We start from the raw sequence: 14996 nt of genomic DNA on the forward strand, positions 1-14996 counted from the left end.
GATTTTGCATCTAGTTATCGGTTAACTGATTTTGGCCGCATTAAAGTAAGCCAATCTACTATGGCCTGGAGTTGGTGAGCCATCCGCCAAGCCACTATTACTCTCAGACATAAAACCCAGCTCTCGAACAGGTAAGAATTTTTGATGACGCCGCTCAAGTTGCAAAAAATTTAGCGGAAAATCATCCAGCCCATACTTGTAGCTTGAGTAATAGATCAAAAAATTTGAAAAATCACAAGAACCGCTTGTCTTGTCAAAAAGCTGTGAAAAGAACTCAATCACCCCTAATTCATATGACAAGTACTTCATCTTAGAATCAATACTCAATGACCTGAATTGAATATCATCGATTGAACTTGCCATTAGCATAGAGGTTGAAACCAACTCGCTAACAGTCTTGAACAATCTCTTCTCTCGTTCATTCCAACAGTCCATAGATTTAGCCATTTACAAAACAATAAATTACATTTTAGTAGCTTTTAGCTGTTCTACCTGAAAATGATCGTTAAGTTGGCATGTTGGATCAAAATAACAGCAGATGAGAAACTAATAGTTAATGATGTTAAAAAAGCAACAAAATCAGTTACTAGTAAATAAATTGAATAACTGGGTTTAGTGAGGCTTAGATCGCAACGAATAAAACAACAACCAACCCTCCAAATTTCTCATATGTAGTAAAGCTCTGCGAGTCCCCGCCCCCGCAGTTCCCCGAGTCAGAAGGACCCATTTCCATATTTAATACTAATATACTGAAAACATTCCTAAACAAGGGTATAATCTCTATCGTTTTTTAGATCATCTTGCACAGCCGGCGAACAAAGGAACTGTTTTAATGAGAAAGGCTCAACAAATTCACTTCAAAAGAAATGCCAATCTAGAGAACAAAAAACACCGGAATGCAATAAGACGAGCCACAAAAAAATACGGATGTTATAAATCTGGGCAAAACAAATTTTTAGGTGATTACACACCAATCAGAGCGCCCCAGTCAGTCTCTATATACGCTACAAATAAACAAAACACAGAAAGGTTTTCCCAGACAATAGATTTTATCAACGAGATAACAAAAAACTTAGCTAAAGCACCAATTTTAATAGACTTTTCTGAAACAAAACATATCACAGCTGCAGCAATGGTCACTCTATACGCTTCAGTCGATTCCCAAATGGATCAGAAAGCGTATGATATTAGAATTAGATGGTCCAGAGTCTCTTATGGTGTGAATAAAATGTTAAAAAGATCTGGTTTTTATTCACTAGTCAGAAAAAAGAAAGTTGCTGAAGTGAATAATTTTACTAGTTTGCAGCATCTACCAGTCATGAGTGGTATTGGAAACGAATATGTAGACGACATAATTGACCACATTGCAAGCAAGTACCGTGGTGAATTAGATTTTGAAACAGAGCATTTATATGGAGACGCTGTCACTGAAACGGTTAATAATGTAGGACGACATGCATATCCAAATAATACATCAACTGAGAGGAAGTGGTGGATTCTGTGTGAAGTGATTCTCAATCAATTATACTTGGCCATATATGATATCGGCATAGGAATACCTAACACAGTCGTTAAACACAAATGGTATCCAAGAACTGTACAAAAGATGTATCCAAAACAGTATAATGAGGCGCTCAATACTCCGGTCAACGAGAGCAAATTCATCCCTTTATTACGACTACCCGATCACGATTTGATCAATTTATCTATGCTTGGGGATGTCAGTGCAACTAGATTAGATAAGCATGGACAAGGCAGTAAAAGCATCAAAGCTTTAGTAAATGAAACAGAAGAAGGTAAACTTTGGATTTTTAGTAGTAAAGGGTTACTAATCTACGAATCAAACTCCAAACCTGTTAATCTGGTTGCTTTGCCAAAGACTATTCCTGGCACATTAATTCAATGGAATATCAAATTATCATGACGAATATAGAAATAAATGTTGTTGAAGATTTCCACCCTCGTCCCTATGGGCGAGATCCTGAAGATAGCCCGGGTTGTGAGCTAACGTGTGGTAAAAAGTTTCGCGAGGAGAAACTAGCACCTGCTTTAAAAGAGGCTATTTCAAATAATTCTCAGGTGATTGTTGACTTAACAGGTTACAACAGATACGGCCGCTCATTTCTTGATGAAGCTTTTGGAGGATTGATTAGAGAATCAGGATTTACCGGCGAACAAGTAAAAAATAGAGTGATATATAAGCATCTTCACTTAAAATCTGTAATCAACATCATAAGAGATAGAATTGAAGCTGCGATACAAGGAGCACCAAAATAAGATGGATTCGTTGCAGTTTTGTGTACAAGTAGCTACATGGATATTTTTATATATTCTTCACTCTCGAACTCTAAGACGAGCTGAAATATCAAGGTTAAAAGAACAAATCGTTGACTCACTTTCAAGCTACCCTGCATGGTTAATACTAATTTTAAATAAAGAGAAAATTAGTATCTCTGATGTTGAAAATTATGTTGCATCAGCAATAACTCGTCTAGATTTTCAATCTGAAAATCTTAATAGTTATGGCAAATGTCAAATATTTCCAACAGCAGACTTAGCTGAATTGGCAAGTATAGAAATTAATAAACAGCACCTAACATCTGTGTCAGACAAATCTAGAATAGAACGAATTGCATTCGACATAACAAGTGACTTAATTGAAAATACTGAAATATCATATGCAAAAAGAATGCATAAAGACAATTCCATCAAGATGCTTTTTAATGAGTATAATCCTGAATTAAAAGGAATTATATGTATGCTACTTATATTGAATATGTCATATAGCCTAGTCAAGATTCTATTCACTTAGATAGTAAGTTGTCTAGAACAAATTGATCTCTCCTCTATTTAACCAAAATAAAAAATTTTTCTTACTTTCGAATCCCATCAGCTCCCACTTACCTCTACATACGTATTGAGCCCTTATCGCTTGGCGGCATTTGACTGCCAACCCATTTATTTTTACATCATAAAGAATGATGTGATTAGGCGTTATTGATTCTCTAGCGTTGAAATATCCAGTAGTGATAGGTTCTCCCAACCTGTCACAAGCATTGCGACTTGCATAACCCAGCCCTTTTTCCTGACTAGCCCAGTAACGCCCCCAAGCCTTAAGCTCTGACCGCAGCCGTTTGATGTTCATCACGGGCTCAATAGATAAATCATACTGCATGGCTGGCAACCTCCGTTACTTGGGCTAATGGCATGTGGAATACCTGCTCACATATCGCTGACAGATCATCGTATGAAACCGATGTATTGCCTCGTTCCCAATTACGATAAGTCTTAGCACTTACACCATATGTCTGAGCGACCTCATCTTGAGTAAACCCTCTCAGCATGCGAGCCATTTTGAGTAAATCAGCACCACGTTTAGCCATTAAATCCCCCAAAACTCTCTAATTGCATACTCTATTAGTAATGATGCAGTCATAGTTACACCCACCCACTGGCCATAAGGGTTTGCACCTTCCCAGAATTTAAAGACGATCTAGGTAATATCTCAGGCGCAACAGAAGAAAAACCACGCTCAATCAAATAAGCATGATATTGCTCTAATGCTTGGCTCATGCCCTTATCTAACGTTGATTTCACATAGGTACGTAAAAGCACAGGCAAGGCATGATTAACCAAACGCTCACCAATCATGGTATCGATACCAAGGTCAGCCAACATGGTTCTAAATAGAATGCGCAGATCATGGCTAGTAAAATGCTTGAACCTGATTTGAGTATTCCAATCATGCGCAGTGCGGATAGAGATTGGTCCTTTCAGACCAGGAAACAAATTAGAGCGCTTACCAACTTGTTTAAGCTGCCATTCATGGTAGTGCTTAATCAACGCCTTGGCAGAATCAGTCAATGGCATGCGATGCTCTTGCTTGTTCTTGGCATGGCTGGCAGGAATAACCCAAGTCTCATCAGTAAAATACTCCCATCTTGCTTGTCGAGTTTCGTTAATTCGAGTACCGAACATCATCATCAACACAAACAACATAGTCACTGGCATAGCTGCACCACTTAAGCGATTAAAAAGCTCAGCTAAATCACTCTCAAACAAGCGAGTATCTTTAGCTGAATTGAGTTTTATAGAATCCGTCACTTGATAACCGGCTATCGGGTTAATCGAAATTAAGCGCAGCTTAGCGGCTGCAGAAAACACCACCTTTAACTTGTTGACCGCTTCGCGAATGTAGTTAGGTGCAAACTCATCGTTAAGCATGGTTTTAACCAAACGGGCATCAATCTCAGCAAAGGATACAGAGATCAAAGAAAGTGAGCCCAGCCTTGGTAATAAGTGACACTTGATCAACGAACTCACATTACTGCGCCAGCTGGCGCTATAAGTGGAGTTATTTTTAATATGTGATTGGTACCAGGTAAGCAAACACCCAATAGTTACAAACTGGCCTGTAACCATATTACCCACACTCCTTTTGGCCAACATCACCGGCAGATCATTAGACAAAGTTCTAATACACACACTCGGCCATGATGCTATTTTCTCCCAAGAGGTTTTGCCATTGCTATTCAACACTAAAAATACCGTCGCTTTAGCGCGTCCAGTTGCAGCACGTAAACGGAGCTCTGGATAGCGCGGATCTCTATAATCACGCGTCACCCCGCCCTTTAGCCAACGCCTAATAGACGCATCATTCAATTTACCGATATCAACACCGCTAGCCATGCCTACCCCACTAACCGGTATTCATAGGTATGACAGGTTCCAGAACGGATCCGCTTAACACGCTTATCGAGTGGCATCTCGCGCCAACGAGCAGACAATGCAGTTTCACTATCGTGACACTTAAACCGAGCTAAACACTCTTGCTGGATCTCGAACAACGACCAAAAACGAGAACCGGTAATGATCTGCTTTAGCCTTTGCTTCTGGGTTAACGTTTCTTGCTTGTTAGTATTAGCTTTCATTGCAACCTCTCAATCCAAATGAACGACGTAAATCACTAATTTTTGCCCTAGCGCGTTCTGGTGGTGTAGGAATACTCCCGCCTTGCGGTAACGCTTTCGGCAAATCAACATCAAAGATTTCACCCGATACAAATCGGCGCGTTAACGCAACGTAGTTTCGAGTGAACACTTCCAGCACTTCCTTGTGGCTACCACGGTTAAACAACCAGTAACCCGTTTCGCGATATGCTAGCCACACAACCTCATGGCTCCACTGATGCCGAGCCGCGTCACGATAATGCTTTAGCGCCTCGCGAAATGCAGATTCAGTAGCAGGCAAACCAGACTCGTTCGCAGTGGGTACACACCAAGCACTAAACTGACGAGGAGTAGGCCAAAATTGACGGTCACCCACCTCTCGACGCGCACGGTTCAAACCGTATTGCACCTGTTCACGACTCCGAATACCTTGTGCTGCAAGCGTTTTCAACCATTCAGCCTTGTGAATAGCAACTGCCGTGTCTTTGGGTGCACCAATAGGAAATAAAATTCGTAGCTTTTCAAATACGCTATCAACGATTGCAATATCCATATCTGACGGGCGGCGTTCTTCACGAACTGACTCACCACAACCGATCATCTTCGAGCTATTCAAAATGGCTTGCATACTTTTTGTAGTCATATCAGCGGATCCTCAGCGTCAAACACCTGTTCAGACCAATTGACTTGCTCCCCCTGCAAACCGAGCGAACGCCCTACTCCAGCGTTAACCAACCAACTCACCTCAAAGCCCACCCAACCACGGGTAGCACATGTGGCAATGCAATCCTCTACCGAAAAACCTGCAGCAATCGCATCATCCAAATGTTTGCCAAGTCGATTTATCGCGGTCTGATTTAACGGCGCTTTTTTCTGTTTGCGTACAGCAATCCAGTCAGCCAAAGTTTGTTCACTAGGCAACGCTGGCCAACAAGAAAAATCAAACTTCGACTTTTGAGGTTTGGGTAGATCTTTTAAAGGTTCATTGACTGGTTCAAAAGAGTGACTGGTTCTGGGTGCAGGAGATTCACTAGGGGGTGGTGAATCTCCTGCACTAGGTAGTGAATCTCTTTCACTAGGGGGTGAATCTGCTTCACCACCTAAGGTTTTACAATTCATAGCCAAGTTCAGGTGAAAAATATTCGTTGAGTTCCCTTTTTCTCCCTTACGATATTCACGTTTTAAAAAGCCTTCATCTTCCAACTTTTTTACGTGACTCATCACGCTTCTGCGGCTAATCTCACATTGCTCAGCAATATGTTGGTAACTGGGCCAACACTCGCCTGTATCACTGGCGTTATCAGCCAGCTTAATGAGCACTAACTTACGTAAAGGATTACCCACTTTTGCCTTCATGGCCTTTACCATCAGTTCCATACTCATGCGGGGCTCCCCCACACTCTCGCCAAATTGACGAAACATGCTTGTATGCGTAACATAGTTGTTGCCTCTCATAGGTATTAAGCCCGCACTCGTCGCCAAACTTTTGCGGGCTTTCTTATAACTCTAATAAACGTGCGCCAGAGCTTTTTTCGATAAAGTGCATATCACCTAACGCGTTCATTGCAACACTCACTTCACACGCTTATTAGTTAAAAATGGATACTCCAGCTCTAAAAGCACCATTGAAGCTTGTGTCGTCGCTGCCGACTCCTTTAGTTCTCGATAAGCATTCGCAACTAATTCATTTGATGGCGCTTCGCCTAGATGGATAACCGCGACCTGAGCCTCAGCATTTTCTTTAGTCAACGCTACAGCCATATCAACAGGCTTTAACGCAATATTATCTGACCGTTGATCGGCAACTACTGTCACGCCTACAGCGCTGTATACATCATTGAGGTAATTAACCCGTAAATGAGTTGGCATCGCAGATACAATCGCTTGCTCAACATAAAACAACCTGTCCACGATAGGATGCTGCCCTTCATACTGCCCCAGCCATCTGAACAACTTCTGCGCATTTACCCGCGCATCGTTGTGAACATCGCCTGTACTAGCAAAAGAGATCCCCTCTGCAGCCAACATATCGACCATATCCAAACGCTCAACTGCAACAATCACATCCATCGCAAAGGCGAAACGCGTCATTCTTGGTAACTCCAATACTCGATGTACGGCTTTCATCATAAAATCCAACCGTGATTGTGTTTTCATGCAAACTTCCCTTTTATCTATTAAAGTTAATATCAATGGCTAAGCAACATCGTCAGAATGAATGATTGGTGGAACAGCTGCTAACTGGCCGTTAGTTAAGCGCTCAATTTGATAGGCACGAAGTTCAGGTACAGTATCTGGCCACTGGCTTATTGCTGATTTAGATAACTTCAGCGCTCTAGCAAGCGAGCACTTATTCCCAAAGAATGAAATTGCATCTTTTGTCTTCATCTAAGACTCCAATATATGACCAAATCCAAGGTTAAGAAAACTTGACCACCAAGTCAACAAGAGAATAGGAAACTTGACAAGCATTAAGTTAAGATTGCTTTACTATGATGAATGAACGAATTAAAGAATATCGCAAAGCTGGAAAGCTCACTCAGCCAGCAATTGCCAAAATAATCGGCGTTACAAAAGCCACCATTTCGCTTTGGGAATCAGGTTCTACATCCCCGAAAGGCGAGAATCTTCATGCGCTAGCCAAAGCACTAGGATGCACTCCTGAATATTTGTTGTATGGGGTTAAAGCACCTAGAGTTGAAAAAAATGCTGATTGGGCCGGTGAATTTGAACCATGGGATAATGGCAGTCTTTTAGGGGCTGATGAAGTAGAGGTTCCCTTTTACATGGAAGTTGAACTTGCAGCGGGACAAGGCATTTCAGAGGCGATCGAATATAAAGGGCCGAAACTTCGATTTGCGAAATCGACTCTAAAGCGACAAAACGTAGATACAGACAACGCAGCCTGCGTTAAAGTCAGCGGCAATAGCATGGAGCCAGTTTTGCCTCACGGCTCAACCGTAGGTATTGATACTGCAGCTATAGATATTATAGACGGTAAGATGTATGCCATTAACCACGACGGTATGTTGCGAGTAAAAATGCTTTACAAACTTCCAGGCAATGGCCTTCGCTTGCGTAGTTACAATATTGACGAATACCCTGATGAACGGTATGAAGCAGATTCAATAAAACACATCAAAGTGATCGGTAAAGTATTTTGGTACTCTGTTTTACTATAGGCGCAGCGACTTGCAAATCTAATACTGGATAATCACTAGCTTTTAACGTCGAAAATTAAAGACCTAGTGATTATACAGAATCAAGTTCTTACTTAACTATTTTGACTAAAACCTCTAGAAAATAGTGAGCAGCTTTATCAAAATACTTATATGAGTTGCTATAACTACCACCTGATATACTCCAGGGTCTAGTACTAAGTTTCGGCTCCGACTCAGTCATATTCCCAAGCTCGTCAAAAAAACATTCTCCAGAAGTAAACTCGAAGAAAGACATAGATAACAGACTTCCCTTGTGTGGATTGCCATTCTTCCAGATTTTATGCACTGAAATGGCATCAGAGGACTTATTAATATGAAATGGCTTCTCACCTAATAATAAAACGGTGGCATCATATAACTCTTCCATACAGCCATATTTTTTTACAGGAACAAAATCATGCCCTTCAGTTATTACACCATCACTATCCATTAAAGCGATTTTATCCACAATAAAAACTTTTGTTACACCCGAAAGCATACACCTAGCCCTTACTTTTTCATCACCGTGTAGCAGCTGTATAGGGACAATTTCTCTAACAATACCGGGTTGACTACCTCCATTATAAATTATCGTCAACACCTCCCCCGTTCGTAATGATGCGCGTATGCTCTTAGCTACAGACATTGGTTCACTCCTTTGATTTAGTCTTCACGCGGTACATTATCAAACCCCCTCTGATACATCAAACACAAATAAGTTAAGTTTTCTAAACACACCGCCTTGACTCATCAGTCAAGATAACTTAACCTTTAATCAAGTTAACTAATCCGAGAAACTAAAATGATACTAACTAAAGTTCAAAAAACACCAAAACAAAGGACTGAGTTTCGTCTTTTAGTCGCTATTCGTTTTGCTTGCTTAATGGCAAGAGCTCAAGGCATAACGCAACCATTGCAATGCCAGAGAGTTCAATCACGAGTTCATAAACTCATAAAGCACTTGGACTACTACAGCCCTAGCCAAGCATTTCGACAACAGCACATTAATCATGCTGGTGAGCTTGGGCATCAATTTAGTCTGCGCTATATCGAATCCAAAGGTGACAAGGCTGGAACAGTAGGCATTTTTAGCAACAACCAAACCAGCAATGTTTATCAACTAGAAAATAGTATCGCGTAAACAGGTGTAGACCATGACTTTAGACTCACAGCGAAAGCAGTATTACGACCAATTGAAGGCTAGTAGTGACATTGCCCCCTTCATTGATTGGTTTGATATGAAAGTAGAAAGCTACTACCAAGCAATAAAATGCTGGCCTCAAGAGCAAGCCATATTTGAGCGATTGATTAAGGACTGTGAGCAAGCCAAGAAAAAAATGATTAGTGAGCACCAGACAATAATCGAACATGCAGCAATGAGGCAACTAGAGGGTAATCAATGAACTATCTACTAACAGGCAAGAAGCAATACCTAGATAAGGAGGCAATATGAGAGCTTTCACAAGTAATAGTGACCGTATAGGTATTAGTCACACTGATGGTTTTGAGGCTGTTTCTGGTGCGTATCGACTGATTATCAATAACCTTCGCGCTAATGGCTGGAAAGTACGTAAGTACAAAAAATCTGATAGAGGTTACATCAGTGGCCACTGGGCCTTTGCATATAATGGCCATTTGAAAATCCGCATTACTAAAGACTGCGATAAAAAACATAACTTCAGCTGGAATTATGGGTTTGATTTTGATTTATTTGAAGATGTGTCGCCCTGCGACAACTCTAATGGCGGTGTTTATAAAAGCCACCGCTTTAACGAAATGCCTTACTTGCTAAAATTGCTTTCAATTAAAACCGTTAAGTTAATAAAACAATGCCTGATTGACTGTGGCTTTGAATTTCCTGACGAGTATTCATATGTTGGATTCCCTAAGAAGAAACTCGCAACCGATGTAATAAAGGCAAGGAATAATTCAGCTAGAGCCCACATCAAACCAGGTATGGATCGTGCTGAATACAGCCCTTGGACCAAAAGGTCCTCACAAGATGGTGAGTTACTGGAACACAAAAAAACTGCTTATATGCGATATAACGGCCGATTAATTAGAGGCACTATTTATTACGATAATGGTAACTGGATTTTTGTATACGGTGAATACGGTGCTTACTTCAATGTACAGCCTGGCGAAATTATTGTTAACCCAGAAGTCAAGAAAGGACGCTTTTTTAGCGAACGAACGGCCAATGGGCGATTGCAATCAGCATTATCGCGAGCGCTAAAACATACAGACTACCTGCGAGCGCACCAGCTAAAACAAATCATTATGAAAGAGAAAATGTTCCGTATTTGGTCAGCTAAACATGGTGGTGGTTGGTGGTGTATTAATGGACCCGGTTATACCACCAATATCAATTGTGCTGGCTTGTTCAAAATAGGTGAAGCTGAACGGCTTTGCAGAAAAGATAACGAGTTGACAATGCAGGAGACCGCATGAACTACCTATTAGCAGGCCATGAGCCTATTGAGCGAATGCAGCTGCTGATCCAAAAGTTCACCAAGATGAACTCTGAGCCGCAAAAGAAAGCCCTCATTGAGCATTATGTCAACGCGCTACCAGTCGAACGCGCCGCTGCTCGGTTTGGTATTGAAGTTTCAAATCTAGTCAGAGCCCAAGAACGGCTTGAAGAGATCGCCAGCAATATCGAGCAAGTCAAAGAACTTGATTGGGCACGGTTTGGATACACTAGTAACCCTAATCAGTTAAGTGACAACAAAGCATCAAGTGCAAGCTAAGGAACAGCATTATGACAAATACAACAACAGCGCCAACTACCTACGCCCAAAGACTAGCCAAGCTAAAGCAGCAGACACAACACTATTTGAAAGAAGTCGGCGATCAATGGCAAACACCGCCTGCATTGTTTTGGGGCGTATTCGCCAAGTTCGGTCCGTTTGTACTTGACTTATTCACCGATGGCAGTAACAACAAATGCCCTAACTTCTACACAGTAGAAGATAATGCCCTAACCCAAGATTGGACTGCCGAACTTAAAGGCGGCAAAGCCTATGCAAATCCGCCCTACTCTCGCGCCAGCATTGAAGACGGCAACGCAGTAACAGGCATGCGCAGTATCATCAAAAAAACACTATTAGAACGTGAGCAAGGCGCCAAAATGGTTTACGTCATTAAATCTGCTACATCTGAGGTTTGGTGGCCAGAAGATGCCGATCACGTCTGCTTTATTCGTGGCCGAATTAGCTTTGACCTCCCAGAGTGGTTTAAACCGGCGAATAAAAAACAGGAAGCATCAAGCGCTGGCTTTGCCTGTGCAATAGCCGTATTCGATAAAGAATGGCAAGGCGAACGCATGGGTTACATCAACCGCGATGATCTACTGCGTGATGGTCAAACCATGCTTGGTATGGTCGAAGCTGCAGCACAGGTAAAAGCATCTGGTGATCACCAAAGCGGAACGCAGCTTATCGCATCAGCATTTTCAATTACTTTCTGCGTGACTAGAGCTTGGAATGACTACCTTGATAGTGAAAATAGCTTGAGCAAAGACTTCATCACTGCAAACACTGCATTTGATGTAGAGAGTGAATTTGAAGCCTTTGCCAATCACTGCTTACTCAATGGTGATACTGAACAGGAAGTTAAGCTGAGTCTCACTCAGAGAATTATCGAATTAGCGGCCAATATAAAGATGACTGATGAGGCCGCAGCATGAGCAAATTTAGAACACAACAAGGCACTGTCGTTCTGTCGGCCCCGTTTGCATCCATCGACCACGACAAAAAGCAGATCGAGATTAAGTACACACCGAATAATTATAACGGTTGGGGAATTTGGAGCTACGGCGTGTAGAGCCTGTCACACAAAATTTATCACTCACATTAATAGTATTAAAACAGCCGCTGCAACTGCAGCCTAAGGACAAAGCAATGGATTCAACTAAACATCAATCTGAAGATGCACCTATAAAAAACTATTTGATAGATGAAAAATTACTATCAGCCACACAAACCATGAAAATACTTAGCGTTAGTAGGGCAAAGTTTTACACAAAAGTGGTTAAGGACCCCGACTTTACCCAAATCGTTAGACCGCTGTGTTTAATCCAAAATGGCTTAAAGCAATACAGGCAAACCGAAATAATTGCATTCATTGAGAGAAAGCAAGAAGTACATTGATCGGCAAAAGCTCACTTGGGTCAATCTGTCAGTTTTAAGCCACCATGTAGTAAAACTGACAGTTCTCTATGTCATTATTATCTCCAAATCGCATAACATTTGGACACGAGGACACTGCTATCCTTCTGTTTTGATGTATACATCAGTAACTAAAATCACTTTTCATATTTTAAAGAAAATAATTTAGCATACAAAGGTTAAGCCCAATATCCATAACAATTAGATGCTATACAGACCTTAACAACAGAACTAGAATTTAAGCGTCGTTTATTAGTCCTTTTTCATAATTCACATCTGATTTATCAAATCGTTTGACTAGGTGATAATCATCTGTTCCTAGGCACATAGGGAGATCATTATCAACAACAATTATTTGGTACTTCCTACCCTTCGCTAAACTTGCAATATTTATAAGTTGATTATATATCTCTTCATATATAGAAGGATCAGAAAGGTTTTCCTGCTCCTGTTCTTGCTCCAGTTCTTGCTCATGCGCACGGGCATAACGACCAATATTTTGACCTGGCGTATCTAATAATAGAGTCGTTGGTAGATACGCTCCATTTTTTAGCATGAATCTTAATCTTGAAAGATAAAGGTTCACTGACAAAATTGTTCGAACACCACCAGAAGAGATATGATTATATAGCCTACCTCTAAATTTAGGCATAAACTTTCTATCTATTTCAGCACCGTAATTATTAGTCAATTTTGATGAATTCATAAGAAGTACAAATTCATTAGAAAGCTTCATTAAAACATCATCTATGCTATCAAGCTCACTTTCAATTTCAATGATTTCTTTTCTTATCCTACCAATAATCATTTCTTTATTTTCAACGCTGGAATAATATTCTTCCAGCTTAGAATTCAACATTACATTTTTATTAAGTACAGCGTAATTTCCTACAAGGGATTGTTTTAAAGTTTCACACCTTGATATTGCGTCTATGGTCGGAGATAGTGACTCTATATTTTCCTTGTCAAAATCTAACCTCATAGACGCTACTTTTTCATTCAATATTTCTAGCCTCTTTGTGCCTTCACTAATCCCATTCAGCAACTTTTGAATAGCATCCTCACATCCGGATCTTCTATTTCTCAGCGATCTTATTTCATAAGATATAGTTTTCTCGTCTAACGCAGGATCTGACAGTTTTACTTTAGAATGGCATAAAGGACAATCAACATTGTTTTTGTTCAAATCCTTGGAACTTAAAACACCTCTTATTTTTAAGGATGAATTAAGACATGATATATCATAGTCATAGGTAGATTTCAATTTTGAATAATTAGATAACTTTTCTTTATCAGCAAGAATATCCTGTTTTAATATTGATACATCCTTACTAATTCTACTTATCTCACCCTGAATACTTTTGGATATAATTGATGCATGATTTTTGTTAGATTTTAATACATCTATTTCTTTATCTAAGCCTTCTATCTTCGTTTGTAAATCTTCATACTCTCTATCATTAGATGATAAAGACTCTGTTGACTTTAAGAAGTCTCTTATGTTGTCTGCCTGCTTCTTAAGGCTGCTAACAGTATCTAATTCAGACTTCAACTGTTGATTAAGCTCCGAAAGTTGATCATCATGAACACCATATATAAACTTTTGTATTTCTATGTTCTTATTATGTACAATTGGATTTGCTGCGTCCATAAGTGAATCACTAGCAACTCGTTTTTGCTTTAGAAAAATTAACTTCATTAAATCTCTAAAACTTAATCTATCAGAATCAGCGCTTTCTCTCAGCTTTGATTCTTTTATTCTAACCCTTGGAATACCTAAAAGATCAAGTATTACATCTGATATCCATCCGTCTGGCTCTAGTATTTTCGAAGAAGCACTGCACAACTTAGGGTAAGTATTATCAATATTATCACTTGTACAGCTGTAGACTTTTATTATATTTGAATTAGAAGCAAGCACCCTTTCTAACGTTATAACATTCCCATTAAAATCAACTTCTAATAAAACTGTTCTACCTTTAGCTCTAAGCTCATCGTAATCTAATTGCAAATCATTAAAACCACCACCAAGAGAGAAATCGATTAAATTTAGAATGCTAGATTTCCCAGAATCCATATCACCCCAAATAAGATTTAAACCGCTCTCAAATTTACACTGGTATTTTTTATCCACACCAATAATAGTTAACTTTTTAAATTCCAGATAAATACTATTCATTACAACCCCATAACTGACTTTAAAAGCTTTGGCTCCGCCATTGATGCAAGCCTTTTGATTGTACTTACGTTAGATAGAAAAAATTCATTTGCAATTTCATTAATGGGGATGTCAACACCATCAAAAATTTCCAGATAACCTACACCTTCAACTTTTACTAATTTAATCTTGTTAATATTGCATAAGTAAGAAACAATTAAACCAACACAATCTGACTTCAAAAAATCACTTATATTTTCAGAATTATCATATAAGGTTGTACTCTCGTTTTTTAATCCCCCTAACTCTAAACTACTCATCAAGCTTTTAAATGAAACTTGATTTTGCAATAAAAAATATATCACCCCCAACTTATTTACTGTTAGAATATTTATGCCTTTTTTGTTTTTTGACAACATGATATAATAACTAATACTAAATAAATTTTATAATAGCGTTCTTCTCTGAAATCATACACTTTATCGCACCTTATTCGAAATCTGATCTAATGTTATATCCT

General features: G+C 39.7%; 22 protein-coding genes. 10 read left to right on the top strand and 12 right to left on the bottom strand.

Going from position 1 to position 14996, the window contains the following annotated elements:
- Window positions 1-21: 21 nt before the first annotated feature.
- Complete coding sequence (locus K5R16_RS16655) at window positions 22-435, bottom strand: hypothetical protein (RefSeq protein ID WP_220738735.1); 414 nt, start codon at window positions 433-435, stop codon at window positions 22-24.
- 397 nt (window positions 436-832) lie between these two features.
- Here K5R16_RS16655 and K5R16_RS16660 point away from each other — a divergent pair, with 397 nt between their 5' ends.
- From K5R16_RS16660 to K5R16_RS16670, 3 genes are read left to right on the top strand one after another with little or no spacing between them, the layout of a single operon-like run.
- Window positions 833-1924, top strand: a complete 1092-nt coding sequence (locus K5R16_RS16660) for a hypothetical protein (RefSeq protein ID WP_220738737.1) — start codon at window positions 833-835, stop codon at window positions 1922-1924.
- On the top strand, window positions 1921-2277 hold the full coding sequence (locus K5R16_RS16665) for an STAS-like domain-containing protein (protein ID WP_220738738.1): 357 nt from the start codon (window positions 1921-1923) through the stop codon (window positions 2275-2277). The genes K5R16_RS16660 and K5R16_RS16665 overlap by 4 nt, the downstream gene beginning before the upstream one ends.
- Before the next feature lies 1 nt (window position 2278).
- Entirely contained in the window at window positions 2279-2812 is a 534-nt protein-coding gene (locus K5R16_RS16670) for a hypothetical protein (RefSeq protein ID WP_220738740.1), read from the top strand.
- A gap of 12 nt (window positions 2813-2824) precedes the next feature.
- On the opposite strand, the gene K5R16_RS16675 is transcribed toward K5R16_RS16670, so the two are convergent.
- The 8 genes from K5R16_RS16675 to K5R16_RS16710 form a co-directional block, all read right to left on the bottom strand.
- Entirely contained in the window at window positions 2825-3175 is a 351-nt protein-coding gene (locus K5R16_RS16675; RefSeq protein WP_259649912.1) for a hypothetical protein, read from the bottom strand.
- Window positions 3165-3383 (bottom strand): helix-turn-helix domain-containing protein, encoded by a 219-nt coding sequence (locus tag K5R16_RS16680; RefSeq protein WP_220738742.1) that lies wholly within the window; start codon window positions 3381-3383, stop codon window positions 3165-3167. The genes K5R16_RS16675 and K5R16_RS16680 overlap by 11 nt, the downstream gene beginning before the upstream one ends.
- Window positions 3384-3438: 55 nt before the next feature.
- Window positions 3439-4689: a tyrosine-type recombinase/integrase gene (locus K5R16_RS16685; protein WP_220738744.1), complete on the bottom strand. Its 1251-nt coding sequence runs from the start codon at window positions 4687-4689 to the stop codon at window positions 3439-3441.
- Window positions 4690-4691: 2 nt separating this feature from the next.
- On the bottom strand, window positions 4692-4931 hold the full coding sequence (locus tag K5R16_RS16690) for a hypothetical protein (RefSeq protein ID WP_220738746.1): 240 nt from the start codon (window positions 4929-4931) through the stop codon (window positions 4692-4694).
- Complete coding sequence (locus K5R16_RS16695) at window positions 4921-5592, bottom strand: replication protein P (RefSeq protein ID WP_220738757.1); 672 nt, start codon at window positions 5590-5592, stop codon at window positions 4921-4923. The genes K5R16_RS16690 and K5R16_RS16695 overlap by 11 nt, the downstream gene beginning before the upstream one ends.
- Window positions 5589-6332, bottom strand: a complete 744-nt coding sequence (locus tag K5R16_RS16700) for a helix-turn-helix domain-containing protein (protein WP_220738759.1) — start codon at window positions 6330-6332, stop codon at window positions 5589-5591. The genes K5R16_RS16695 and K5R16_RS16700 overlap by 4 nt, the downstream gene beginning before the upstream one ends.
- A 189-nt stretch (window positions 6333-6521) precedes the next feature.
- Window positions 6522-7106 carry a hypothetical protein gene (locus tag K5R16_RS16705; RefSeq protein WP_220738761.1) on the bottom strand — a complete coding sequence of 195 codons (585 nt, stop codon included), beginning with the start codon at window positions 7104-7106 and terminating at the stop codon, window positions 6522-6524.
- 39 nt (window positions 7107-7145) lie between these two features.
- A complete protein-coding gene (locus tag K5R16_RS16710) occupies window positions 7146-7337 on the bottom strand; it encodes a Cro/CI family transcriptional regulator (protein WP_220738763.1) in 192 nt (63 codons plus the stop codon).
- A 104-nt stretch (window positions 7338-7441) separates the two neighbouring features.
- Between K5R16_RS16710 and K5R16_RS16715 the strand changes: the two genes are divergently transcribed.
- Window positions 7442-8131 (top strand): S24 family peptidase, encoded by a 690-nt coding sequence (locus K5R16_RS16715; RefSeq protein WP_220738765.1) that lies wholly within the window; start codon window positions 7442-7444, stop codon window positions 8129-8131.
- Window positions 8132-8219: 88 nt separating this feature from the next.
- Here K5R16_RS16715 and K5R16_RS16720 read toward each other — a convergent pair whose 3' ends face one another.
- The gene (locus tag K5R16_RS16720; RefSeq protein WP_220738767.1) at window positions 8220-8795 is read right to left on the bottom strand and encodes a hypothetical protein; all 576 of its coding nucleotides are present in this window, start codon (window positions 8793-8795) and stop codon (window positions 8220-8222) included.
- A gap of 156 nt (window positions 8796-8951) precedes the next feature.
- Here K5R16_RS16720 and K5R16_RS16725 point away from each other — a divergent pair, with 156 nt between their 5' ends.
- The 6 genes from K5R16_RS16725 (at window position 8952) to K5R16_RS16750 (ending at window position 12300) form a co-directional block, all read left to right on the top strand.
- Complete coding sequence (locus K5R16_RS16725; protein ID WP_220738769.1) at window positions 8952-9290, top strand: hypothetical protein; 339 nt, start codon at window positions 8952-8954, stop codon at window positions 9288-9290.
- Between the two features lie 13 nt (window positions 9291-9303).
- Window positions 9304-9552 carry a hypothetical protein gene (locus K5R16_RS16730; RefSeq protein WP_220738771.1) on the top strand — a complete coding sequence of 83 codons (249 nt, stop codon included), beginning with the start codon at window positions 9304-9306 and terminating at the stop codon, window positions 9550-9552.
- A gap of 46 nt (window positions 9553-9598) precedes the next feature.
- Entirely contained in the window at window positions 9599-10600 is a 1002-nt protein-coding gene (locus tag K5R16_RS16735) for a hypothetical protein (RefSeq protein WP_220738772.1), read from the top strand.
- Window positions 10597-10899, top strand: a complete 303-nt coding sequence (locus K5R16_RS16740; protein WP_220738774.1) for a hypothetical protein — start codon at window positions 10597-10599, stop codon at window positions 10897-10899. The genes K5R16_RS16735 and K5R16_RS16740 overlap by 4 nt, the downstream gene beginning before the upstream one ends.
- Window positions 10900-10910: 11 nt before the next feature.
- Window positions 10911-11837 carry a phage N-6-adenine-methyltransferase gene (locus tag K5R16_RS16745; RefSeq protein WP_220738776.1) on the top strand — a complete coding sequence of 309 codons (927 nt, stop codon included), beginning with the start codon at window positions 10911-10913 and terminating at the stop codon, window positions 11835-11837.
- A gap of 214 nt (window positions 11838-12051) precedes the next feature.
- Window positions 12052-12300 (top strand): hypothetical protein, encoded by a 249-nt coding sequence (locus tag K5R16_RS16750; RefSeq protein WP_202285111.1) that lies wholly within the window; start codon window positions 12052-12054, stop codon window positions 12298-12300.
- Between the two features lie 256 nt (window positions 12301-12556).
- Here the strand turns inward: K5R16_RS16750 and K5R16_RS16755 are convergent, their stop codons facing one another.
- Both K5R16_RS16755 and K5R16_RS16760 read right to left on the bottom strand, forming a co-directional pair.
- On the bottom strand, window positions 12557-14497 hold the full coding sequence (locus K5R16_RS16755; RefSeq protein ID WP_220738778.1) for an AAA family ATPase: 1941 nt from the start codon (window positions 14495-14497) through the stop codon (window positions 12557-12559).
- A complete protein-coding gene (locus tag K5R16_RS16760) occupies window positions 14497-14895 on the bottom strand; it encodes a hypothetical protein (protein WP_220738780.1) in 399 nt (132 codons plus the stop codon). The genes K5R16_RS16755 and K5R16_RS16760 overlap by 1 nt, the downstream gene beginning before the upstream one ends.
- Between the last annotated feature and the right edge of the window lie 101 nt (window positions 14896-14996).

It is taken from the genome of Shewanella sp. c952 (genome assembly GCF_019654975.1).
Taxonomy (GTDB): Bacteria; Pseudomonadota; Gammaproteobacteria; order Enterobacterales; family Shewanellaceae; genus Shewanella.